At 71.9% G+C, this 22,878-nt stretch carries 18 protein-coding genes; 11 read left to right on the forward strand and 7 right to left on the reverse strand.

Annotated features, from left to right (window positions below; translation table 11 throughout):
- The gene (locus BLS95_RS02210) at positions 1-1,308 is read right to left on the reverse strand and encodes an alpha-L-fucosidase (RefSeq protein WP_090928514.1); all 1,308 of its coding nucleotides are present in this window, start codon (positions 1,306-1,308) and stop codon (positions 1-3) included.
- 177 nt (positions 1,309-1,485) lie between these two features.
- Between BLS95_RS02210 and BLS95_RS02215 the strand changes: the two genes are divergently transcribed.
- The 3 genes from BLS95_RS02215 to BLS95_RS02225 are packed head-to-tail and all read left to right on the forward strand — an operon-like array spanning position 1,486 to position 5,596.
- Positions 1,486-3,237, forward strand: coding sequence for a glycoside hydrolase family 97 protein (locus tag BLS95_RS02215; protein WP_090928516.1), 1,752 nt, complete (start codon positions 1,486-1,488; stop codon positions 3,235-3,237).
- Positions 3,234-4,400 carry a CBM35 domain-containing protein gene (locus BLS95_RS02220; protein WP_176992982.1) on the forward strand — a complete coding sequence of 389 codons (1,167 nt, stop codon included), beginning with the start codon at positions 3,234-3,236 and terminating at the stop codon, positions 4,398-4,400. Before BLS95_RS02215 ends, BLS95_RS02220 begins: the two co-directional genes overlap by 4 nt.
- Complete coding sequence (locus BLS95_RS02225) at positions 4,397-5,596, forward strand: carbohydrate-binding protein (protein ID WP_090928518.1); 1,200 nt, start codon at positions 4,397-4,399, stop codon at positions 5,594-5,596. The genes BLS95_RS02220 and BLS95_RS02225 overlap by 4 nt, the downstream gene beginning before the upstream one ends.
- 37 nt (positions 5,597-5,633) lie before the next feature.
- Here BLS95_RS02225 and BLS95_RS02230 read toward each other — a convergent pair whose 3' ends face one another.
- Together BLS95_RS02230 and BLS95_RS02235 are read right to left on the reverse strand one after the other, a co-directional pair.
- Positions 5,634-7,403, reverse strand: a complete 1,770-nt coding sequence (locus BLS95_RS02230) for a glycoside hydrolase family 36 protein (RefSeq protein ID WP_245764769.1) — start codon at positions 7,401-7,403, stop codon at positions 5,634-5,636.
- A 9-nt stretch (positions 7,404-7,412) separates the two neighbouring features.
- Positions 7,413-8,597: an ROK family protein gene (locus tag BLS95_RS02235; RefSeq protein WP_176992983.1), complete on the reverse strand. Its 1,185-nt coding sequence runs from the start codon at positions 8,595-8,597 to the stop codon at positions 7,413-7,415.
- Positions 8,598-8,669: 72 nt separating this feature from the next.
- On the opposite strand from BLS95_RS02235, the gene BLS95_RS02240 reads away from it, so the two are divergent.
- A complete protein-coding gene (locus BLS95_RS02240) occupies positions 8,670-10,739 on the forward strand; it encodes an alpha-galactosidase (RefSeq protein WP_090928520.1) in 2,070 nt (689 codons plus the stop codon).
- 85 nt (positions 10,740-10,824) lie between these two features.
- Positions 10,825-11,466 (forward strand): hypothetical protein, encoded by a 642-nt coding sequence (locus BLS95_RS02245; protein WP_090928522.1) that lies wholly within the window; start codon positions 10,825-10,827, stop codon positions 11,464-11,466.
- Between the two features lie 9 nt (positions 11,467-11,475).
- On the opposite strand, the gene BLS95_RS58865 is transcribed toward BLS95_RS02245, so the two are convergent.
- Positions 11,476-11,604 carry an MFS transporter small subunit gene (locus BLS95_RS58865; protein ID WP_281249940.1) on the reverse strand — a complete coding sequence of 43 codons (129 nt, stop codon included), beginning with the start codon at positions 11,602-11,604 and terminating at the stop codon, positions 11,476-11,478.
- The gene (locus tag BLS95_RS02250; RefSeq protein ID WP_090928524.1) at positions 11,601-12,962 is read right to left on the reverse strand and encodes an L-lactate MFS transporter; all 1,362 of its coding nucleotides are present in this window, start codon (positions 12,960-12,962) and stop codon (positions 11,601-11,603) included. Before BLS95_RS02250 ends, BLS95_RS58865 begins: the two co-directional genes overlap by 4 nt.
- Positions 12,963-13,107: 145 nt before the next feature.
- Between BLS95_RS02250 and BLS95_RS02255 the strand changes: the two genes are divergently transcribed.
- The 3 genes from BLS95_RS02255 (at position 13,108) to BLS95_RS02265 (ending at position 17,141) form a co-directional block, all read left to right on the forward strand.
- The gene (locus BLS95_RS02255) at positions 13,108-13,908 is read left to right on the forward strand and encodes a MerR family transcriptional regulator (protein ID WP_090928526.1); all 801 of its coding nucleotides are present in this window, start codon (positions 13,108-13,110) and stop codon (positions 13,906-13,908) included.
- 63 nt (positions 13,909-13,971) lie between these two features.
- Positions 13,972-16,032, forward strand: a complete 2,061-nt coding sequence (locus BLS95_RS02260) for a prolyl oligopeptidase family serine peptidase (protein ID WP_245764794.1) — start codon at positions 13,972-13,974, stop codon at positions 16,030-16,032.
- 56 nt (positions 16,033-16,088) lie between these two features.
- Positions 16,089-17,141: an aldo/keto reductase gene (locus BLS95_RS02265; protein WP_090928530.1), complete on the forward strand. Its 1,053-nt coding sequence runs from the start codon at positions 16,089-16,091 to the stop codon at positions 17,139-17,141.
- Between the two features lie 101 nt (positions 17,142-17,242).
- Here BLS95_RS02265 and BLS95_RS02270 read toward each other — a convergent pair whose 3' ends face one another.
- Together BLS95_RS02270 and BLS95_RS02275 are read right to left on the reverse strand one after the other, a co-directional pair.
- The gene (locus tag BLS95_RS02270; protein WP_090928532.1) at positions 17,243-18,577 is read right to left on the reverse strand and encodes a ZIP family metal transporter; all 1,335 of its coding nucleotides are present in this window, start codon (positions 18,575-18,577) and stop codon (positions 17,243-17,245) included.
- Between the two features lie 122 nt (positions 18,578-18,699).
- Complete coding sequence (locus tag BLS95_RS02275) at positions 18,700-19,365, reverse strand: DivIVA domain-containing protein (protein ID WP_090928534.1); 666 nt, start codon at positions 19,363-19,365, stop codon at positions 18,700-18,702.
- Positions 19,366-19,658: 293 nt separating this feature from the next.
- Between BLS95_RS02275 and BLS95_RS02280 the strand changes: the two genes are divergently transcribed.
- The 3 genes from BLS95_RS02280 to fdhA all read left to right on the forward strand — a co-directional run bounded on the left by BLS95_RS02280 (position 19,659) and on the right by fdhA (position 22,841).
- Positions 19,659-20,855, forward strand: a complete 1,197-nt coding sequence (locus tag BLS95_RS02280; RefSeq protein ID WP_090928536.1) for a cytochrome P450 — start codon at positions 19,659-19,661, stop codon at positions 20,853-20,855.
- Positions 20,856-20,895: 40 nt separating this feature from the next.
- The gene (locus BLS95_RS02285) at positions 20,896-21,507 is read left to right on the forward strand and encodes a TetR/AcrR family transcriptional regulator (protein ID WP_176992984.1); all 612 of its coding nucleotides are present in this window, start codon (positions 20,896-20,898) and stop codon (positions 21,505-21,507) included.
- Positions 21,508-21,611: 104 nt separating this feature from the next.
- Positions 21,612-22,841, forward strand: coding sequence for a formaldehyde dehydrogenase, glutathione-independent (gene fdhA, locus BLS95_RS02290; protein WP_090928540.1), 1,230 nt, complete (start codon positions 21,612-21,614; stop codon positions 22,839-22,841).
- Positions 22,842-22,878: the final 37 nt, after the last annotated feature.

The following is a 22,878-nucleotide window of genomic DNA, read 5'->3' on the forward strand; positions in this document are numbered from 1 at the left end:
TCACAGGAAGAGCTCGATGACCGGTACGGCCACGTCCGGCCGCTGCACCGGGAGCTGCAAGGTGAGGGTGCCGGGCGGCAGGGCGCCCAGCTTCGTGTGCCCGCTGTCCCTGGCCGGGTCGGGGACCAGGGTGCGGATCTCGGAGGCGTCGTTCAGCAACTGCGCGTAGCGCACCTTCCCGGCCAGCCCCGGCAGGTGCAGGTGCCGGTACGGCCAGGCGAACACGTGCACGTAGAGCCGGTCGCCGCGCTGGGTGTAGCGGCAGTCCGGCGGTGCCTCGTACGTGCTGGGCCCCGCGCCGTAGATGGAGCGGCCGTGCAGCCGCGTCCACTCCCCGATGCCCCGCAGCGTCTCCAGCGCCCGCGGGTCGAAGGCGCCGCGTCCGTTCGGCCCCACGTTGAGCAGCAGGTTGCCGTTCTTGGAGACGGTGTCGACCAGCATGCGCACGAGCAGGTCCACGGGCTTGTAGTCGAGGTTGTCCCGGTCGTAGCCCCAGCTGCCGTTGAGCGTCTGGCACGCCTCCCACACCCCGGCCGGGGGAGCGGGCGGCTGGAACTGCTCGGGCGTGACGAAGTCGCCCGGGATCTCCAGGCGGTTGTTGATCATGGCGTCCGGTTGCAGCCTGCGGACCAGGGCGGCCAGCTCCTCGGAGCGCCAGTCGGCCGCGCCCTTGCCGCCGGGCGTGAGCTGCCCGTTCCTGACCCGGGTGGAGTAGGAGAAGTCAAACCACATGGTGTCAATACGGCCATAGCGGGTGAGCAGCTCTTCGACCTGGCCATGCAAATAGGACTGATAAATCTCGATATTTCGGTCATCATTGGACACGCCCTCGGCGTATGCCGGGTGCAGGCCGTCGATCGGGAAGTGCGGATGGTGCCAGTCGATCAGGGAGTGGTAGAAGCCAACGCCCAGCCCGCGCGCCCGGAACGCCTCGACGATCGGCCCCACCAGGTCCTTGCCGTGGGGCGTGTGCGCGACCGAGTAGTCGGTCAGGGCCGAGTCCCACAGGCAGAAACCGTCATGGTGCTTGGTGGTCAGCACCATGTACCGCATGCCCGCGTCCGACGCGGCCCGCGCCCAGGCGTCCGGGTCGAACAGATCGGGGTCGAAGTTGTCGAAGTAGGGCTGATACTGCGCGTCGGTGAGGCGCTCGCGCTGCTTGACCCATTCGTGGCGGGCGGCGAGCGCGTACAGCCCCCAGTGGATGAACAACCCGAACCTTTGTTCCCGGAACTCGGCCAGTCGCGTGGCAGAGATCGGATGAATAGCCGGGGTACTTGAGGGTTCCTGTTCTGGTCCGTGGGGCATGGCCGTACCGTAGACCTGGTAATTAACTTCGTCAAGAATTGAATTCAGGCGGCCATCACCCTAAGCTCAGGCGCACTGTGAGGAGATCCGGACCCCCGCGGAGCGCCGATTCGCAGGCCACGCCCGGTCGCCGGCATCCCGGACCGAACTCCTCCTATCTCTTGGACTGGAGGATTCGTGCCGAACTGGACGCTCAGCGATCACGACATCGAGGTGGCGGTCGCGCTCTCCCCCGAGGGAGAGCTGACGATGGAGGTGCGGCACGCCGGCCGCGTCGTGGTGGCGCCGTCCCGGCTCGGCCTGCGGGCCGCCCACGAGGACCTGAGCACGGGGCTGGCCTTCGAGGCGATCTCCGGGCCGCGGCGGATCGACGAGTCCTACCGGACGGTGATCGGCAAGCGGCGCGAGCACCGGCACACGGCCACCGAGTGGACCCTGGCCTTCGCCAAGGGCGCCCACCGGCTCGACCTCCAGGTACGGGTCGCCGACCAGGGCGTGGCCTACCGGTACTCGGTGCCGTGGACCGGCCCGGTGACCGTCATGGAGGAGGTCTCCGAATACGTACTGGCGGCCGACGCCCGCGCGGTGCTGCTGCCGTACGAGAACGGGCGCTCGGACTACGAGGAGATCCACCACCACACGACCGTCGGCGCGGCTGAGCACATCCTGTATGGCTACCCCTCCCTCTTCCGGACCGGCGACTCCTGGCTGCTGGTCACCGAGTCGAACCTGGACAGCACCTACGCCGGCTCCCGCCTGCGCTTCGACGGCCGCGCCTTCAAGCTCGACCTGCCCGACCCGTACGTGACCGCGGCCAGCCCGCTGGTCACCCCGTGGCGTACCACGGTGATCGGCGCCGACCTGGCCGCGATCGTGGAGAGCGACCTGGTGACCGGCCTCGCGGCCCCCTCGCGGGTCGAGGACACCGGCTGGATCCGGCCCGGTGCCGCCGCCTGGTCCTGGTGGTCCGACGGGCCCTCCACCCGTGACCTGGACGCCCAGAAGCGGTGGGTCGACTTCGCCGCCGCCAACGGCTGGCCGTACCTGCTGGCCGACGCCGGCTGGAACAAGGAGTGGATGCCGGAGCTGATCGCCTACGCCCGCGAGCGCGGCGTCGGGGTCTGGCTCTGGTCGCACTGGCAGCACGTCGACACCGAGCTGGAGCACCGCCAGAAGCTCGCGCTCTGGAAGGAGTGGGGCGCGGTCGGCGTGAAGATCGACTTCACCGAGTCCGACGGCCAGGACCGGATGCGCTGGTTCGACTCGATCCTGGCCGCCACCGCCCGGCTCCAGCTCATGGTGGTCTTCCACGGCGGCACGATCCCGCGCGGCACCGAGCGCACCTGGCCGCAGTTCATGACCGCGGAGGCGGTGAAGGGCGCCGAGTGGATCAAGCCGAAGCCCGGCAAGCTGCCCCTCTACCCGCCCGAGCACTACCTGTCGCTCGCCTTCACCCGCAACGTGCAGGGCCCGATGGACTTCACCCCCTGCACGTTCACCGCGGTACGCACCATCTCCGCCGGATTCGAGCTCGCGCTGTCCGTGCTCTTCGAGTCCGGCGTCCAGCACTTCGCCGACGGCATCGAGGCCTACGAAGCCAGGCCGGAGGCGCTGCGGCTGCTGTCCACCGTCCCCGTCGCGTGGGACGAGACACGGCTGCTGTCCGGCGACCCCGCCGACCACATTCTCCTGGCCAGGAGGAACGGCGCCGAATGGTACGTCGGAGCGGGCGTCGCGGGTGAGGCCCGCACGCTCACCGTGCCGCTCGACTTCCTCGACGACGGGGAATGGGCGGCCGAGATCCACCGGGACGCTCCCGGCGACCTGATCCACACCGAGACGGTCACCGTGGCCGCCGGGAGCAAGCTCGACCTCGCCGTCGCCCCGAACGGCGGGTTCACGCTGCATCTCAGGAAAGAGGTCTCATGAACAAGCGACTCGGCGGCGTCTTAGCCGCCCTGGCACTCACCACGACCACCCTCGCGCTGCCCGCTCCCGCCGGCGCCGACGCGGCGTGGACGCTGCGCTGGAGCCCGAACCCGGCGAACGACACTGTCGCCGAGGCGTTCGAGGGCATCGAGGACGACCGCTCCGACTCCCACCCCGGCACGACCCACATCTACGTCTCCGGCGACGCCTACCGCTTCGACATGCACACCCAGGACCGCGACGGCGACGACCGGCAGCGCAACGAGGTCAAGGGCATGCGGACGAGCAGCAGTTCGTACCTGGAGATCCGGGAGAACGAGACCTGGCGCATCAGCTACCAGATGTACATCCCGACCACGCTCGACTCCACCACCAGCTTCACCCACATCGCGCAGATGAAGACGCCCGGCTCGGGCGCCCCTCTCTACACGATGTCGCTGCCGATCTCCGGCGGCACCCCGAAGATCAACGTGCGCTACTGGGACGAGGCGGAGCAGACCCACGAGGTGGGCAACACCAACCTCGGCCCGATCCAGGGCAAGTGGGTGGACACCACGTTCGAGTTCAAGGCCTCCGACGACGGCTACCTGCGCTGGATCCTGCGCGACGGCTCCACGACGCTCGTCGACCGGCGGCTGGACGACACCGACCTGTGGCGCGGCGACGACGAGTACCTGCGACCCAAGTGGGGCATCTACCGCAGCATCGAGAGCTCCGGCCTGCAGAACACCTACCTGCTGGTCAGAAACCTGCGAGGGGAGCAGCTCACCGGTGACGGCGGCGATCCCTCCGACCCGTCCTCCGTCGAGGCCGAGCAGGGCTCACTCAGCGGCACGGCCCGCACGACCTCCTGCTCCGGCTGCTCGGGCGGGACGAAGGTGGGCTGGCTCGGCAACGGCTCGGGCAACGCGGTCACGCTGAACGTCCAGTCGTCCGCGGCGGGCGACCGGCAGCTCACCGTCCACGGCCTGGTGAGCGGCACCCGCAGCTTCCAGCTCAGCGTGAACGGCGGCACCCCCCAGACGGTCTCCCTGACCGGCACCAGCTGGAACGACCCCGTCACCCGGGCCGTCCAGGTGCGGCTCAACGCGGGCGCGAACAGCGTCCGCCTGTACAACGACAGCGCAAGCGCGCCCGATCTCGACAGGATCACCCTTCAATGAACAAGCACGGCCTGCGCCTGGCGGGCGTTCTGTCCGCCATGGCGCTGATCACCCAGGTGGGTGTGACCCCTCCGGCCTCCGCGGCACCCCGGTGGGAGACCCGCTGGAACCCCAGCCCCCAGCGGGACGGCGTCAACGCGTTCGAGGCGCTGGAGGACGACCGGCGCGGCTCCCACCCCGAGGGCCTGCCGCACGTCGGCGTCGACGGGAACGCCTGGAAGTTCACCGCCCACCTGGAGGATCGCGACGGCTCCGACCGCATGCGCAACGAGGTACGCGGCATGCGCACCGCGGACGGGACGCCGCTGGAGATCCGTAAGGACGAGACCTGGCGGCTCTCCTACCAGATGTACATCCCGGACACCCTCGACGCGACGAGCAACTTCACCCACATCTGGCAGCTGAAGAACTCCGACGTCGGCACCCCGGTCGCGCAGATCTCGCTGCCGGTCGTGGGCGGCGTGCAGAAGATCGCGGCACGTTACTGGACGCTGGAGGACAACAAGTCACACGACTTCGCCACGGCGGATCTGGAGCCGATCCAGAACAAGTGGGTGAACGTCACGATCGAGTTCAGGTCGAGCGACGACGGCTACATGCGCTGGGTGCTCAAGGACGGGCACCGGACGATCGTCGACCAGACGGCCGAGCACATCGACCTGTGGTGGACGCAGGAGCAGTACAACCGGCCCAAGTGGGGCATCTACCGCAGCATCAAGAGCGCCGGGCTGCAAGAGACGTACATGCTGGTCAAGAACCTCAAGGCGGAGCAGCTCGGGCCGGCGACCCCGCCGGTGCGGTTGCCCGCGCCCGACCGCGGCCCCGGCGCGTACGAGGCCGAGCGGGTGGGCAACATCTTCGAGGGCGCGGCCGAGCCCGCGTACTGTGCCGTGTGCTCCGGCGGGCGCAAGGTGATCCTCATCGGCGGCAACGTCTACGACTACACCGTGGTCAGGGGCGTGTTGTCGGAGACCACCGGGACGCGCCAGATGACGGTGCACGCGCTGGTGGACGGGTCGCAGGCGTTCTCCGTCAGCGTCAACGGCGGCGACGCGACCACGGTGCCCATCACCGGGACCAAGGACACGGTCACCACCACGACCGTGCCGGTGGACCTGGTGGCGGGGGTCAACACCATCCGCTTCTACGGCCTCACGGCCAGGGGCCCCGAGCTCGACAAGATCGTCATCAAGTGAACGAAACCCCTCGCGCGGACCGGCCGCGCGAGGGGTTTCAGCGTTCCAGGCGCAGCAGGCCGCCCACGGGGACGGTGACCTCCACGATGCCGGGCTCCAGGCGTACGAGCTCCTCGCCGTGCGCCCGGCCCCGGCAGTCGCGCACCGTGACGCGGGCCGTGCCCGGCTCCTCCACCTTGAGCAGCACGCCGGTGGAGGCGTCGCCATTGGCCACGAAGAGCGTGCCGGCGGCCGGCACCTCGACCGGCAGAGGCGCGTACCGGGCGGTGATCACGGTGTCCGCCGAGCGGGCCGTCACCTGCGGGTAGGCCAGGTCGGGGCGGGCCGGCCGGAAGTCGCCGCGCTGCAGCACGGCGGCGTGCTCCCGGAAGAACGCCAGCCAGAAGCGCAGCACCTCCAGCTGCTCCGGGCTCTGCGCGGTCAGGTCGACCGAGATCTGCGGGACCGCGAACAGCACGCTGACGAGCTGCGCGGCGACGTGCTCCGGGCTCTCGCCGGGGTGCCACATGAGCATGTCGGCGTGCACGGCCAGCGGCCCGGCGATCAGCCGCAGATCCACCGTGCGCTGCCGGTTGTGCAGCGGGCTGAGCGGGCAGTCGGAGGCCCGGATCATGGTGGCGTGCGGCCACAGGCCCGGACTCACGTACGGCTGCCGCAGCTCCACCAGGCAGTCGCCGGGCAGCTGGGCCAGCAGCCTGCGCACGCCCTCGTTCACGGTGGCGCAGTCGGCCTCGGGCCCTGGCTCGGGCGGGTTCTCCACGGCGAACTGGTCGATGAAGTCGATCTTGAGACCGTCCGTCCCCCATTCCTTGACCGCCCGGGTGAGGCGGCTCGCCAGCAGGTCGCGGATGTGGGGGTAGCGGGGGTCGACGATGGCCGCGTTCATGTGCTCCTTGTAGGCCAGCGTGTACGGCCGCACGCGCTCCCACAGGGCGGTGTGGCGGCCCACGAAGGGCAGGGCGTACCAGAGCAGGTAGGCGAGCCCGGCCTCGCGCACCTTGGCCACGTGCGCCGGGAGGTCGGGGAAGGCGGCGAGGGAGGGCTCCCACTCGCCGGCGTAGCCGTATCCGCGGCCCCGGTCGGTGCTGTGCCAGCCGTCGTCCACGATGATCGCCTCGCAGCCCAGCTCGGCCGCCGGGCCCGCCTGGCGCTCCACGCTCGCCGCGTCCACATGCTGCTGCATGGCGTACCAGGTCGAGTAGGCGGGCATGCGTGCCACCTCGGGCACCTCGCGGGCCGGCCCGTGCAGGGCGCCCCACCAGGCCGCCACGTCGGTCAGGGTGCGCGCGAAGTGCCGCCGGCTGAGGTCGAGCCGCAGCAGCAGCCCGCCGCGCGGGTCCGCCTCGTGCTCCACCCAGAAGCCGAAGTCGCCGGTCTCCTCCACCACGCCGGTACGGGTCCGTACCGGCCTGACGACCTCACCGGCGGCGTAGGTGCACAGGGCGACGTCGCCCGCGCCCACCAGGCAGCCGACGGGCGCGTTCTTCTCCAGCGCGGCCGTACGGGGGCGGCGCCAGAACGGCGGCAGCCCGCGGTGCTCGCCGCCGTCGGCGGCCCAGAAGGCGGTGGCGTCCACGCACGGCACCCGCCAGCCCACCCGGATCTCGGCGGTCCGGTCGGGGACGACGCGCACCTCCAGCACGCCCGGGGCCGATTCGTGCACGGTGCAGGTCAGCTCGGCGGCGCCGGAGCACTCGAGGGTGAGCCCGCCGGCGGCGATCTCCTTGGTCTGCCGCGGCAGCTCCGCGGGCTGGACGGGATCGTGGGGCTGCCAGAGGCCGGGGGCCGCATCGGCTCCTGGGATCAATGTCTCTCCCTAGAGGGTGAAGAGGGTCTGGATGGCGACCGCGGCGGCGCCGCGCGCCCACTGCTCGAAGGTGCGCGGGCGGAGCAACAGCCGGCAGTCGGCCGCCGCGCCGAACGCCTGGGCCGTGAACGACCGGTTGATCTGCTCCTCGAACAGGTCGTAGGCGACGAGTCCCGGCACGTCGCCCGTCACGATGATCCGCTCGGGGCCGAACAGGTTGGCCATCGCGGCCATAGCCAGGCCGATGGCGTGCCCGGCGCGGGCGAACACCTCCCGCACGGCCGGATCCCCGGCGTGGGCGGCGGCCAGGGCCGTCTCGATGGTGGTCACCACCTGCCCGGCGACGGCATCATCCGCGTCCGCGGCACTGGCCGCGCGGACCGCCGCCACCAGGGGCGCGGTCCCCGCGATGGCCTCGACGCAGCCGCGCCCGCCGCAGTGGCACTCCGGCTCCTCGCCGCCGACCGGGATGTGGCCGATCTCCCCGGCCACGCCGTGCGCGCCGGCCACCACACGCCCGTTGACCACGAGCCCGCAGCCGATCCCCACGCCCACGGTGACCAGCGCGAACGACGACGCGCCGACCCCGTCGCCGAACCACTGCTCGGCCACGGTGAGCGCCTTGACGTCGTTTTCGACCGTGACGGTCAGGCCGGTCGCCGCGGCGGCCAGGCGGGCCAGCGGCACCTGCCGCCAGCCCAGGAAGGGCGAGTAGCGCACCAGCCCGTGCGCCTTGTCGACGTCGCCGGACACCGCCAGGCCCAGGGCGTGGCAGCGCGCGCCGTAGGATGGGTCGGTGGCGAGCAGCCCGGCGACCAGCTCGGCCAGCTCCGCGACAACGCTTTCGACGTCCGTCGTCGCCAGCGGGCGGTGCGAGGAGGCCAGCGGTTGCGCGCGCAGGTCGGTGACCACCCCGATGAGCTCGTCATTGGTGATCTTCACGCCGATGAAGAACTCCCGCTCGGGCTTGATCGCCAGCGGGCTCGCGGGGCGCCCGGCTCCCGGCGCCGTCCGCTCGGTGGCCTCCAGCTCCTGCAGATAGCCCTCCTCGATGAACGGGCGGGCGGCCTTGGTGACGGCGGCCGACGACAGGCCGGTCCGCTTCGCGATCTCCACCCGGGAGACCGGCCCCTGCGTGAGGACCATGGTGAACACCGTGGTCGCGGCGGGGGTGGTGGTGAGCCGAGGAAGCATGACGGCAATAGTATCAGTAATTAACTTCGTCAAGAATTGAATTCGGGCCGGGGTCTGCCTAGGCTCTCGCCCATGCACTTGGTGACCCCTTTGGCCACTGCGGACGCCGCCGCCCGCAGGTGGCTGCTGCGTACCCCGGCCACGAGCTACGTCGTCGGGCTGGACGCCGGCGACGCGCCCCGCTGCCTGCACTGGGGGCGCGCGCTGACCGCCGAGCAGGCCGCCGCGCTCGTGGCGCCCGCCACGGCGGGGGCCAGCAGCTTCGACAGCGCCACGGCCGGGGACGAGGAACTGGTCACCGAGGCCGGCGCCCGCTTCGAGACGCCCTCGCTGCAGGTGGCCTTTCCCGGCGGCGACCGGGGGATCGACTGGCGGTTCGAGGGTCACGACGTGGAGGGCGGGCATCTCACGCTGCGGTTCGCCGACCGGCGCCATCCGTTCCTGGTCGAGCTGCACTACCGGGTGTACGCCGGCAGCGACGTGATCGAGCGGTGGACCGTCCTGCGCTCGGCGCTGCCCGTGACCGTGCTGCGTTGCGACTCGGCGGCCTGGAGCGTTCCCATCCTGCGTGACTACCGGCTCAGCCACGTCACCGGCGGGTGGAGCGCCGAGCACGCGCTGCGTCGTACCGTGCCGGTCGTGGGGGAGACCGTGCTGACCGGCAGGCGCGGGGTCAGCGGACACCACGCGAACCCGTGGCTCATGCTCGACGGCGGCGACGCCACCGAGACGCACGGCGAGGTGTGGAGCGGCGCGCTGGCCTGGAGCGGCAGTTGGCGCATCACCGTCACCCGCGGCCCGGCGGGCCGCGCCGGGTGGACGGGCGGGGCCGGGCACGAAGGGCTGACGTTCCGGCTCGCGCCGGGCGCGGAGTGGGTGACCCCCACGTTCGCGGGCCTGTACTCCGCGCACGGGTACGGCGGCGCCAGCCGGGCCTGGCACCACCACGTCGCCCGCCACGTGCTGCCGGAGCCCGACGAGCCGCGGCCCGTGGTGTACAACTCGTGGGAGGCCGTCGGCTTCGAGGTCAACGAGGCCAACCAGCTCCGGCTGGCCCGGCTGGCGGCCGAGGTGGGCGCGGAGCTGTTCGTGGTGGACGACGGCTGGTTCGGCGGGCGGGTCGGCGACCGGGCCGGGCTCGGCGACTGGTGGCCCAACCGCGAGCGTTTCCCCGGCGGCCTGGCGCCGCTGATCGACGAGGTGCACCGGCTGGGCATGCGCTTCGGCCTGTGGGTGGAGCCCGAGATGGTCAACCCGGACAGCGACCTCTACCGGGCGCATCCCGACTGGGTGCACCACACGCCCGGCCGCCCGCGTACGGAGCTGCGCAACCAGCTCGTGCTCGACCTGGCCCGGCCCGAGGTGGCCGACCAGGTGCGCAAATGGCTGCACGAGCTGGTGGGGGAGCACGAGATCGACTTTCTCAAGTGGGACTTCAACCGCGCGCTCACCGAGGTCGGGCCGGACGGCCGGGCCTGGCACGACCACGTCAGGGCCGTGTACGCCATCCTCGACCAGCTCCGCGCCGACCATCCGGGCCTGCGGGTCGAGGGCTGCGCGGGCGGCGGCGGGCGTACCGACCTCGGCATGATGGCCCGTACCGACCAGGTGTGGACCTCGGACAACACCGACGCCCACGACCGCATCGCGATCCAGCGCGGCTTCAGCCAGGTCTATCCCGCCCGCGTGATGGCCGCCTGGGTCACCGACAGCCCGAACCCGCTCACCGGCCGGGTCACCCCGCTGAGCTTCCGCTTCCACGTCGCGATGGCGGGCGCGCTCGGGCTCGGCGGCGACCTGCTCGCCTGGAGCCCGGAGGAGCTCGCCGAGGCGGCCCGGCTGGTCGCCGTCTACAAGGACATCCGGCCGGTCGTGCAGTTCGGGCAGCAGTACCGGCTCGACGGCGGCGTGCAGTACTCCGGCGGGGACCGCGTGGTCGTGCTGGCCTGGCGCGGGCCCGTCGCGTTCGGCGGCCCGCGCATCCCGCTCCGGCCGGCCGGGCTCGACCCGCTCGGCCGCTACCGCGACGAGGACACCGGCGATCTGCACCACGGGGCCGTGCTGATGGCCTCGGGACTGGACCTCGGCCTGGACGGCGGCGACTACGCCAGCGCGCTCGTGCGGCTGCGGAAGGAGGGCTGAGGCACGCTCGGGCGCGTGGCCGGACACTTCGCAAAACGCTGAAGCGGCAGGAAGGGGCGGGGGCGGCCCGCTAACGTGCCATCACATGACATACGGCGCCCAACAGCCACCGTTCGCCGCCCCCTTCCCGCCTCGGCAACCATCCCCGGTCGTCATCGACGTCGCCCGCGACGCCAAGGTCAAGGCGCTGATCGGCGGCTCGGTCGCGGCCGTGATCGGGCTGATCACCCTCTTCTCGGCCGCCACCGGTCAGGTGACGGGCGGCTCCGGCACCGTGGCCGTCAGCGCCGTACTCGGGCTGCTCTTCCTGGGCATCGGCCTGCTGCCGGTCATCGCCTGGCGCAAGATCAGCCGGCCGCGCCGGCTCGTCTTCGACGGGTTCGGGGTGCGCTGGGACGACCCCCAGGGCCGGCCGTGGGCCGCCGGGTGGGGAGAGCTGGACGCGGTGGGCATCTCGCGTACGCGGCAGCGGCGGGTCAGGCCGGCCGACTACATCATCCGCAAGACGATGGTCCGCCTCGACCTCTTCCCCGCCGACCGGGGCTTCCGCGCCCGGCACCCGGAGATGGAGCACCTGTGGGAGTTCCACACGGTCAAGAACGGCTACCGGCTGCCGCTCGGGTCGAACCCCAAGTACATCCCCGTCATCGAGCACGCCATGCGGCAGTTCCGCCCGGCGGCCTACCTGGGCGTGCGCGACGAGGGGTTCATGGTCGGGCTGGTCTGAGGCCGGGGGTCAGAAGAGCTGGGTGAGCTTCAGGAACAGCTCGTACACGCCGTACGCGAAGGGCAGCCCGACCCAGGCCCAGGCCAGCACCGTCAGCCCGGTGCGCCGGCCGGCCGCCTCCGTGGTGGTGTCGGTCATTTCGCCTCCACTTTCTCGTGGAACCTGTCGTGCACCGGCCGGATCAGCTCGTTGGCGAGGAAGCCCAGCACGAGCAGCCCGATCATGATGTAGAGCGAGGTCGTGTAGAGCTCCGGCCCGGAGCGCCCGGCGGCCTTCTGCCCGTCCGCGATGGCGTTGATGATCAGCGGGCCCAGCACGCCGGCGGTGGACCAGGCGGTGAGCAGGCGGCCGTGGATCGCGCCGACCTGGTAGGTCCCGAACAGGTCCTTCAGGTACGCCGGCACGGTCGCGAACCCGCCGCCGTAGAAGGACAGGATGCCCAGCGCGCACACGATGAACAGCGGCTTGGAGTTGTCCCCGGCGATGGCGATCGTCAGGTACAGCAGCGCGCCGACGCCCAGGTAGACCCGGTACATGTTCTTGCGCCCGATCAGGTCCGAGGTGGAGGACCAGACGAAGCGCCCCGTCATGTTGGCCAGCGACAGCAGCGCGACGAAGCCCGCCGCCGCGCCCACGGCGACCGGCGTGGCCGTACCGGAGAAGAAGTCCGTGATCATCGGGGCGGCCTTCTCCAGGATGCCGATGCCCGCGGTGACGTTGAAGCACAGCACGATCCACAGACACCAGAACTGCGGCGTACGGATGGCGTTGCGGGCCGACACGTCGGCCGTGGTGATCAGCCGCCGGGTGGCGATCACGGGCGGCTTCCAGCCCGGCGGCCTCCAGCCGTCCGGCGGCACCCGTACCAGGAGCACGCCCATCGTCATGAAGACCGCGTAGACCACGCCGTGCACCAGGAACGTCGTCGCGATCCCGCTCGGGGTGGCGCCGAAGGAGTCCAGCATCTGCGCCGACCACGGCGAGGCGATGAGCGCACCGCCGCCGAAGCCCATGATGGCGATGCCGGTGGCCATGCCGGGCCGGTCGGGGAACCACTTGATCAGGGTGGAGACCGGCGAGATGTAGCCGATGCCGAGCCCGATCCCGCCCACGAACCCGTAGCCGAGTACGACCAGCCAGTATTGACCGGTGGCCACGCCGAGCGCGGACAGCAGGAACCCGGAGGAGAAGCAGGACATCGACACGAACATTGCCCACCGCGGCCCGTTGCGCTCCACGAGCGTGCCGCCGAAGGCGGCCGACAGGCCGAGCATGACGATGCCGAGCTGGAACGGCAGGGCACTCTGGGTGCCCGAGAGCTGGAGTGAGGATTCGAGCGGGGGCTTGAACACGCTCCACGCGTACGCCTGCCCGATGGCGAGGTGTACCGACAGTGCCGCGGGGGGCACCAGCCACCGGCTCCAGGAGGGCGGGGCGATGATACGGGAGCGGCTGAGGAATCCCGCTGGACTGACGAACCTCGTACTGACTGCCACGTGAAATCGTTATCACATACGGTATGCACTACTAGGGGTGCCGGCGATCATTACGGTGAGCGGTCCGATCCCGGCGACGAACGGCGCGAGCCAGGACATCTGACTACTTGAACCTCCCGCGACGGGAGGTTCTACCGTCGTGTCCATGACGGCGAACGACGACAGCGGGCGGCGGTGGACCATCGGTGAGCTGGCCAAGGCCACCGGCGTCACCGTCCGCACGCTCTACCACTACGACGAGATCGGCCTGGTCCCGGCGAGCGAGCGGACCGCGTCAGGACACCGCCGATACACCGAGACGGACCTGCGGCGGCTCTACCGAGTGCGGGCGCTGCGCGGGCTCGGGCTGTCGCTGGAGGAGATCGCCGGGGTGCTGCGGCAGCCGGGCGACGACCTGAGCGGGCTGCGCGCGCTGCTCGGCACGCAGCTCGCCGAGCTCGAGCTGCGGGCGGCCCGCATGGAGCAGCTCAAGGGGCAGATCGGCGGGCTGCTCTGGTTGCTCGACAAGTCGGTCATGCCGGACCCGGAGCAGTTCATGGCCACGCTGGAGCTGATCTCGGTGTACGACTCCTACTTCGGCCAGGAGCTGCGGGACCAGCTGGCGCTGCGGCGGGCCCGGCTCGGCGAGGAGCGGATGGAGAACCTGCGGGAGGAGTGGCTCGCGATGCTCCGGCAGGCCCGGCAGTACATGCTGGACGGCACGCCCGTCGACGACCCCGGCGTGCGGGACCTGGCCCGGCGCTGGGAGGCGATGGGGAGCGCCCTCCAGAGCGGTGACCGGCGGCTCGACGAGCGCATCACGGCCGCCGGCCGGGCGTTGTGGCGCGCCAACAGCGCCGAGCTGAGCGAGGAGATCAGCCGCCAGATCGACTGGCTGGACGCGGGCGACCTGCCCGCCCTCTTCGAGTACTTCGAGCGTGTCAGGAAGGCCCGCGACCGCGACTGAGGCGGCCGGCCGAGACCCGCGAACTTCCCCACATCACAACAGGCAAGGAGTGTTGGCGTGAGCATGCGTTATCCCGGGGCGACGGCACGGCCGGAGCGCAACGAGGTGGGCGGGATCGTCTTCGACGACCCGTACCAGTGGCTGGAGGAGGACGGCGAGGAGGAGGTGGCCGCCTGGCAGCGGGCCCAGGACGAGCTGGCCCGCTCGTACGTGCACGGCTGGCCGCACTACGACGAGCTGGCCGCCCAGGTGGCGGCACTGGTCGAGCAGATGGACGCGCGCAACCTGGTGGTGCCGGTCCGGTACGGGCGCCGGTGGTTCCGCGGGCGCGTCCCCGAGGGCCGGGAGCTGATGGTGTTCGAGACGGCCGACGACGTGCTCGGGCCGTGGCGTATGGTGCTCGACCTCAACGAGATGTCCGACGGGAAGCCGCTGCGGATCGGCCCGCAGCCGTCGCCCGACGGGAGCCTGCTGGCGTACTCGATCGACGCGTCGGGGCTGGAGCTGCCCGTGCTCAAGGTGATCGAGATCGACACCGGGAAGGTGCTGCTGGACGGCGTGCCGCAGCGGCGGGCGGGCGGGGTGGCCTGGCTGCCGGACTGCAGCGGCTTCTTCTACATGGCCAACGACACCGACGACCCCCGCGCGCCGCTGCGGTGGCGGTTGTTGTTCCACCGCATCGGGCAGCCGCCGCCCACCGAGCCGGAGCCGGTGGACATCCCGCACATGTACGCCCTGCCCAAGATCTCCAAGGACGGGCGGTGGGCGGTGCTCCAGGTCGACCACCTGCGACCGCGGCCCCACTACCTCGCCCGGCTGGACGGGCCCTGGGAGTGGCGCGAGTTCGTCACCGACGCCGAGCACATGTACAAGGGCGTGCTCGCCGGCGACTCCTACGTGGCCGTCACCACGCAGGGCGCCCCGCGCGGCCGCCTGGTCCGCATCCCGCTGGACAGCCCCGGCGACCCCGCGACGTGGACGGAGCTGGTGCCCGGCGGCGACGCCGTGCTCACCGGCGTCACGCTGGTCGGCGACCGGCTGGTGCTCGGCGAGCTGGTGGACACCGTCTCCCGCGTCCGCGTCCTGGACCTCGAAGGCCGGCGGACGGGGGAGGTGCCGCTGCCCGGTCCCGGTTCGGTCAGCTCCGTCGCCCAGGGCGTGATCGCGCTCGGCGTCATGGACCAGGTCGTCGGGTGCGAGGACGCGATCACGTTCGGCTACACCTCCTACACCCAGTCCCCGACCGTCTACCACTACTCGCTGGAGACCGGGGAGCGGACCGCGCTGCAGGGGGCGGGGCACACCCTGTCGGGGCTGGTCACCAGCCGCGTGTGGGCCACCTCGGCGGACGGCACGCGCGTCCCCTGCACCCTCGTGCACCGCGCCGACCTCGACCGCTCGCGCCCGCGGCCCACCCTCATCCACGGGTACGGGGGGTTCAACATCGCCGAGCTGGCCTCGTACCTGGGGCCGCTGGCGGCCTTCGTCGCGGCGGGCGGCGTGTACGCACACGCCCACCTGCGCGGCGGCGGCGAGTTCGGCCTGCCGTGGTGGGAGGGCGGCCGGCTGCACGCCAAACAGAACACCTTCAACGACCTGTACGCCATCGCCGAGCGGCTGATCGCCGACGGCGTCACCGCGCCCGACCGGCTGGCGGTGCAGGGCGCCTCCAACGGCGGCCTGCTCACAGCCGTGGCCGCCACCCAGCGCCCGGAACTGTGGCGGGCGGTGGTGTGCCAGGCGCCCAAGCTCGACCTCATGCGCGTCGCCCGCGACCCGCTCGGCACCGCCGCGACCCTGCCCGAGTACGGCGACCCGAACGACCCGGCCGACGCCCCCGTGCTCATGGCCTACTCGCCGTACCACCACGTGAGGCCCGGTACGGCGTTCCCGGCGATCCTGCTGGAGGCGGGCGAGAACGACCCGCGCTGCCCCGCCTGGCACTCCCGCAAGTTCGCCGCCCGGGTGCAGGCCGCCACCACCGCGGAGCATCCCGTGCTGCTGCGCGTCTGGTCGGGCGCGGGGCACGGCGGCACGAGCTGGAGCACGGTCGTCCGGCAGCAGACCGACTGGCTGGCCTTCGTCATGCGGGAGCTGGGACTGACCCCCGTAACGGAACAATAATCCCGTTAGTGCGCTATGCTCCTTAACGGTACATAAGCACCGTTAGGGAGCTGGTCATGGAATATCGTCAGTTGGGCGCCTCCGGGCTCAAGGTCCCGGCGCTGAGCTTCGGCGCCGGGACCTTCGCCGGCAAGGGCGAGCTGTTCGGCGCGTGGGGCGACACCGGGGTGGCCGAGGCCAGGCGGCTGGTGGACATCTCGCTCGACGCGGGGGTGACCATGTTCGACACCGCCGACGTCTACTCCGACGGCGCCTCCGAGGAGGTGCTGGGCGCGGCGATCAAGGGCCGGCGGGACCGGGTGCTCATCTCCACCAAGGCCGGGCTGCCCATGGGCGACGGGCCGCAGGACGCGGGCACCTCGCGGGCCCGGCTGATCGAGGTGGTCGACGCCGCGCTGCGCAGGCTGGGGATCGAGCACATCGACCTCTTCCAGCTGCACGCCTTCGACGCGGCGACCCCGGTGGAGGAGGTGCTGTCCACGCTCGGCGACCTGGTCAGGGCCGGCAAGCTGCGCTACGTGGGGGTGTCGAACTTCAGCGGCTGGCAGCTCATGAAGTCCCTCGCCGTGGCCGACCGCCACGGCTACCCGCGTTACGTGGCCCACCAGGTCTACTACTCCCTGGTGGGCCGGGACTACGAGTGGGAGCTGATGCCGCTCGGCCTCGACCAGGGCGTCGGCGCGATGGTGTGGAGCCCGCTCGGCTGGGGGCGCCTCACCGGCCGGATCCGCCGCGGCCGGCCGCTGCCGCCGGAAAGCCGGCTGCACCGCACCGCCGCCTTCGGGCCGCCGGTGCCCGACGAGCGCCTGTTCACGGTGGTGGACGCCCTGGACGAGATCGCCGCGGAGACCGGCCGGTCCGTCCCGCAGGTCGCGCTGAACTGGCTGCTGCGGCGCCCGACCGTCGCCTCGGTCATCGTCGGCGCCCGCAACGAGGCCCAGCTGCGGGAGAACCTCGGCGCCGTCGGCTGGCACCTCACCCCGGACCAGGTGGCCCGCCTCGACGCCGCCAGCGCCACCACGGCGCCCTATCCCTACTTCCCCTACCGGCAACAGGAGGGCTTCGCCCGCCTCAACCCGCCCGTCGAGTCCCTCATCCACCACGGCTGACCGCCGGCCCCCGGTCACCCGGCGAGCGCCGGCGCGGACGGCGTTTCGGGGGACGCCGAGGTGTCCACGGCCTCCCGGCGGGCGTCGCGCGCCACCGCCGGCTACCTTTCCCACCCGACCCGTCGCTGAAGCTGCGTCCGCTTGCGCACCTCGGCCGACGGCGCGGGCGCGCTACCGGAGTGCGGCGGCATGGGATCGGAACGGACGTACGGCCCGTGCGGCGTCTCGCGCGGCGGCGCGGACCCGGCGTGAAGGTGCGGCCACGCCCGCGCGGGCCCGCTGAGGAACCGCCCGAGCGAGGGCGTGGTCTCGGTACGGACCCGCAGGTCCGATCCGTATGACGGCGTGGGCACGCTACCCAGGAGCGACCCGCCGGACGGCGCGGGACCGGAGCGGAGGCGCGATCCGCCGGACGATCCGGGACCGGAGCGCAGGAGCGATCCGCCGGACGGCGCGAGGCCGGAGCGGAGGAGCGGTCCGCCGGACGATTCGGGGCCGGAGCGGAGGAGTGGTCCGTTGGTCGGCATGGGACGGGTGCGGAGGAGTGGCTCGTAGGGTGGCGGAAGCGGGTGGTTCGTCCGTGGCGCGGGGTAGGCCTGGCCTTCGTGGGCCGACGGGGTGGCGCCGATCCACTGGACCGTGCCCAGACCGCCGGCGACCGTGGCCGCCACCGTGCCGGCGACGACCAGGTGACGCCTGGGCAGACGCCCGGAGCCCTGCCCCGCCGCCAGCCGGAAACCCACCACGGCGGTGCGGGCCAGCACCCCCGCCACCGTCCCCAGCAGGATCGGCGCCACGTGTCCCGGGATCGGGCGCACCGTGGCGACGACGACGCCGAGGGCGGGACTGACACACGAGATCGCCAGCCACGGCCACAACCGCCGCCGCGCCATGCCCAGCAGCGCCGCCACCGCCAGGCCCTCGCTCGCGGAGTGCACCGCCAGCGCGACCACCACGACAACCGAGGCGGCCAGCGCGAGCGTCGCCCCGTCGAGCATCCGGTGCACGACCAGGGCCACCGCCGTGCCCACCCCGCCGAAGAGCGCCGCACCGGCCGCCTCCCCGGCCCGCCGGTGCAGTCCCGGCGCGTGCCGACCGGCCCCTGCGGGCAGGTCGTGGCCATGCGCGCCGCCCCCGCGGGTGAAGTAGGCGATGACGAGGAAACCCAGCGCGGCGCACGTGCCGACGAGCCACTGGGGGACCCCGTGTGCGGCTGCGCCCTGCCAGGCTGCGGGCAGGAGGTCGGTCACCGCGATCACCAGCAACACCGCCGAGGCGACCATCAGCCACACGGTCAGCCGTTCCACGGCGCGGCGGGCCAGCCAGGCGCCGCCCAGCGTGCACAGCGCGACCAGCACCACGGCGAGCCACACCCCGGTGTCGGCACCGTCGGATGCGGGCCCGGCGGCCGGGATCCATGTCGTTGTCGTCAGCACGGGTCAGCTCCTCCTACGGCGCCTGAACTGCACCGGGTCCTCGTCATCAGGCGGTCCCACGCGGGCCGGCTCATGGGGCTGCTCATGGGGCTTCCTCATCGGGCTCGCTCAGCGGCGCGTGGTCATGGGGTGGGGTCGGAGGGTGGGCGTGGGGCGGCCACCCGCGGGGGCGGCGTCTCGTCGAGCGACAGGTGCCAGCCGGCCTCCAGCTCGGTCAGGTCCGTGAGCAGCGAGCGGATCTGCGTCACCTGGGCCGCCAGCGCGTCCGCGACCCGGTCGCGGTATTCGCTCGCCGAGCGGTTGACGGAGTCCAGCCGCCGCGCCAGCTCCCGCCGGCCCAGGTCGAGGGCCTCGCGCTCCCGCTCCACCTGGTCGAGGGCCTGGGCTCTGAGGGCCTCGGCCTGCTCGCGGGCCTCCCGCGTGATGCGCTCGGCCTCCTGCTGGGCGCCGGCGATGGCCCGGCCGGCGGTCTCCTGCGCCAGCGCCACGATCCTGGCCGAGTCGGCCTTGGACCGCGCGTCCGCGCCGGGCCGGGCACGCAGCTCGGCGTTCTCGCGCAGCAGCACGCCCAGAGAGATCTCCACCTGGGCGAGGAACTCGTCGACCTCGGCGAGGTCGTACCCCTCGCGCAGGCGCACCACGGTGAAGACCTGGTTGCGTACGGCGGAGGGATCCAGCACCGTCGCGGTGGCCCGCGCGTACGGCAGGGCAGGCGTATGACCGTCCGTGCCGGGCCGGACCGGGTCACTCCTTTCCGCGGTGGGGTCGGGGTGAGGGGCCTGAGACATGACGACTCCTGTCGGTGCACTGGCGAGCCCGGTGGGGCCCATGTGACCTGCGATGTTACGCAGAGTTGTTGTCTCGTTGCCCTCCGCTTAAACATCCGCGCCACCGTTCAGGCGAGCGGCCGCCCCTCCTTTTAAGGTGCTCACGGGCTGCCGCGGCTGCGGGGTGGACCGGCCCTGGCGGGGTCGCGTGCCGGGCGCGGGGCCTGCCGAGGGGGCGGCTAAGTGAGAGGTTACTATCGTTTCGGGTGGCGAGATCGGCGCCCGATCGACAGTCGATCCTGTCAGGAGATGACATGAGCGATTCTGCGACATTGCCTCTGTACATGCGGCGCTCGGCGTTCGACCCGGACCCTGAACTGGCGACGGTGCGCGGCGGCGAGGGCGTGCGGCGGGTCAAGACCGTGTTCGGCATCGACGCCTACCTGGTCACGCGCTTCGCCGACGTCAGAGAGGTGCTGGGGGACGCGGAGCGGTTCACCATTGCCCAGCGGGCGGGCTTCCGGCCGCCCGGCATGGCGGAGCTGACCGACGAGCAGCTCAAGGCGATGCGGGCGGGCAACCTGCTGGCCTTCGACCCACCCGAGCACACCCGGCTGCGGCGGATGCTGACGCCGGAGTTCACCATGCGCCGGATGCGCCGCCTGGAGCCGCGCGTCAAGGAGATCGTGACCGCGCACCTCGACGCGATGGAGGCCGCGGGACCGCCCGCCGACCTGGTCAGGGACTTCGCGCTGCCGATCCCGTCCCTGGTGATCTGCGAGCTGCTGGGCGTGCCGTACGACGACCGGGACGACTTCCAGCGGCGTACCGGCAAGATGCTCGACCTGTCGCTGCCCCTGGAGCAGCGGATGACGGTGCAGCTGGAGTCGCGCGCCTACATGGGCGGCCTGGTCGCCCGCGCTCAGGCGGACCCGGGCGAGGACCTGCTCGGCATGCTCATCCGCGAGCACGGCGACGACCTGTCCACCGACGAGCTCATCGGCATCGGCCACCTGCTGCTGATCGCCGGCCACGAGACGACCTCCAACATGCTCGGCATCGGCACCCTGGCCCTGCTGCGCCACCCGGACCAGCTCGACCTGCTCAGGAAGGAGCCCGAGCGGATCAACGCCGCGGTGGAGGAGCTGCTGCGCTGGCTGAGCATCGTGCACTCCGGCACGTTCAAAATCACCTCCACCGACGTCGAGCTGTCGGGCGTGCACATCCCGGCCAACTCGCTGGTGGTGTGCTCGCTGCCCGCGGCCAACCGGGACCCGGGGCTCGTCGCAGAGCCGGACCGGCTCGACATCTCCCGTGGCGAGATGGGGCACGTCGCCTTCGGCCACGGCGTGCACCACTGCCTGGGGGCGCCGCTGGCCAGGATGGAGATGCAGACCGCCTTCCCGGCCCTCTTCGAGCGCTTCCCCGGGCTGCGGGAGGCCGGGGAGCCCGCCGAGTTCCGCTCGTTCAACGTCGTCTACGGCCTGACCGCCTTCCCGGTGGCCTGGTAGCCCTGCCGGGTCCTCCGGGGTGACTGCTAGCGTTCGGGCTGTGCACGAGCAGGGACGGCGAGCCGACGCGCAGCGTAATTCGGACAAGATCGTCCGGGCGGCCATCGCCCTGCTGCGCGAGAGTGGTCCCTCGCTGTCCCTGGACGAGGTCGCCCGGCGCGCCGGGATCGGGATCGCCACGGTCTACCGGCGCTTCGGCGACCGCGACGGAGTGATCAGGGCGGCCTTCCAGACGTATTTCGCGGAGGAGATCGAGCCGCTCGTGCTCGCCGCCCGCGACGCCACCGACCCCGGGCGCGCGCTGACCAGGGCGCTGGCCGCCACCGTGGAGACCCTGGCCACCCACCACGGGCTGCTGACGGCGGCCAAGGAGTCCGGCGCGTTCACGGTGGACATCGCGGAGCGGTTCATGGGGCCGCTGCACGTCGTGCTGACCAGGGCCCAGCACGCGGGCGAGGTGCGCGGCGACGTGATCGTCCGCGACCTGGCGGCCATCGTGGTGATGGCGCTGGCCACCATGCACCCGGGCGACCGCGCCCACGCCGACCCCCGCCGCTACCTCGCCCTGCTGCTGGCCGGCCTGCGGCCCTCGGCGGAGGAGCTGCCCGCTCCGGCGGCCGTCCGGAAGTCGCGCGGTAGAGTAGCAAATTAGGGACAAAACAGGGCATTTTTCCTGTAGTCACGCACTCTCGCGACGGGAGGTGATGCGCACCTCGGTGCAACGACCGTCACTTCGCGTACGAGAGAAGGAACGTCATGCCTGGCAACGGCAACAGAGGCGTTGTGTACGAAGCCCCGGGCAAGGTGGAGGTTCACGAGCTCGACTATCCCGGGTTCGAGCTCAAGGACGGCCCCGGGGTCAACCCGGCGAACGTGGGACGCAAGCTGCCGCACGCCGCGATCCTCAAGGTCGTGGCGACCAACATCTGCGGCAGCGACCAGCACATGGTCCGCGGCCGGACCACGGCCCCGGCGGGCCTCGTCCTGGGCCACGAGATCACCGGCGAGGTCGTCGAGACCGGCCCGGGAGTGGAGTTCGTGAAGACCGGCGACCTGGTCTCCGTCCCGTTCAACATCTCCTGCGGGCGCTGCCGCAACTGCAAGGAGCGCAAGACCGGCATCTGCGAGAACGTCAACCCCGACCGGCCCGGCTCGGCCTACGGCTACGTCGACATGGGCGGCTGGGTGGGCGGGCAGGCCGAGTACGCGCTGGTGCCCTACGCGGACTGGAACCTGCTCAAGTTCCCCGACAAGGACCAGGCGATGGAGAAGATCCTCGACCTGGCCATGCTCGCGGACATCTTCCCGACCGGCTTCCACGGATGCGTCACGGCGGGCGTGGGCCCGGGATCGACCGTCTACGTCGCCGGCGCGGGCCCGGTGGGGCTGGCCGCGGCCGCCTCCGCGTTCCTGCTGGGCGCCGCCGTGGTGATCGTCGGCGACCTGAACAAGGAGCGGCTGGACCAGGCCCACAGCTTCGGCTGCGAGACGGTCAACGTGGCGCTGGGCGAGCCGAGGGACCAGATCGAGCAGATCCTCGGCGTACCGGAGGTGGACTGCGCCGTCGACGCCGTCGGCTTCGAGGCGCACGGACACGGGCGCGACGCGGCGGAGGAGCACCCGGCGACGGTGCTCAACACGCTCATGGACGTCACCCGGGCGGGCGGCGCGCTCGGCATCCCCGGCCTGTACGTGACCGGCGACCCTGGGGCCCGCGACGAGGCCGCCAAGCAGGGGTCGCTGTCGATCCGGATCGGTCTCGGCTGGGCCAAGTCGCACAGCTTCTTCACCGGCCAGTGCCCGGTCATGATGTACAACCGCCGGCTCATGATGGCGATACTCAACGACCGGGTGCGGATCGCCGAGGCGGTCAACGCCACGCCGATCCCGCTCGACGCGGCGCCACAGGGCTACCACGAGTTCGACGAGGGGGCGGCGCGCAAGTACGTGCTCGACCCGCACGGCGTCCTCGCCGGCGCCGCCTGACCCGGCGGCCCAGGCGGAGGGCTGCTGTATTCTCCAG

Origin of the sequence: Nonomuraea jiangxiensis, assembly GCF_900099965.1 — a bacterium.
Classification (GTDB): Bacteria; Actinomycetota; Actinomycetes; order Streptosporangiales; family Streptosporangiaceae; genus Nonomuraea; species Nonomuraea jiangxiensis.

Excerpts from the sequence above, each read along its gene's own strand:
- BLS95_RS02225 (WP_090928518.1), top strand. The coding sequence starts at position 4,397 with ATGAACAAGCACGGCCTGCGCCTGGCGGGCGTTCTGTCCGCCATGGCG.
- BLS95_RS58865 (WP_281249940.1), bottom strand. The coding sequence starts at position 11,604 with ATGACCGACACCACCACGGAGGCGGCCGGCCGGCGCACCGGGCTGACG.
- fdhA (WP_090928540.1), top strand. The coding sequence starts at position 21,612 with ATGCCTGGCAACGGCAACAGAGGCGTTGTGTACGAAGCCCCGGGCAAG.
- BLS95_RS02260 (WP_245764794.1), top strand. The coding sequence starts at position 13,972 with ATGCGTTATCCCGGGGCGACGGCACGGCCGGAGCGCAACGAGGTGGGC.
- BLS95_RS02275 (WP_090928534.1), bottom strand. The coding sequence starts at position 19,365 with ATGTCTCAGGCCCCTCACCCCGACCCCACCGCGGAAAGGAGTGACCCG.
- BLS95_RS02265 (WP_090928530.1), top strand. The coding sequence starts at position 16,089 with ATGGAATATCGTCAGTTGGGCGCCTCCGGGCTCAAGGTCCCGGCGCTG.
- BLS95_RS02240 (WP_090928520.1), top strand. The coding sequence starts at position 8,670 with ATGCACTTGGTGACCCCTTTGGCCACTGCGGACGCCGCCGCCCGCAGG.
- BLS95_RS02210 (WP_090928514.1), bottom strand. The coding sequence starts at position 1,308 with ATGCCCCACGGACCAGAACAGGAACCCTCAAGTACCCCGGCTATTCAT.
- BLS95_RS02235 (WP_176992983.1), bottom strand. The coding sequence starts at position 8,597 with ATGCTTCCTCGGCTCACCACCACCCCCGCCGCGACCACGGTGTTCACC.
- BLS95_RS02220 (WP_176992982.1), top strand. The coding sequence starts at position 3,234 with ATGAACAAGCGACTCGGCGGCGTCTTAGCCGCCCTGGCACTCACCACG.
- BLS95_RS02255 (WP_090928526.1), top strand. The coding sequence starts at position 13,108 with ATGACGGCGAACGACGACAGCGGGCGGCGGTGGACCATCGGTGAGCTG.
- BLS95_RS02245 (WP_090928522.1), top strand. The coding sequence starts at position 10,825 with ATGACATACGGCGCCCAACAGCCACCGTTCGCCGCCCCCTTCCCGCCT.
- BLS95_RS02280 (WP_090928536.1), top strand. The coding sequence starts at position 19,659 with ATGAGCGATTCTGCGACATTGCCTCTGTACATGCGGCGCTCGGCGTTC.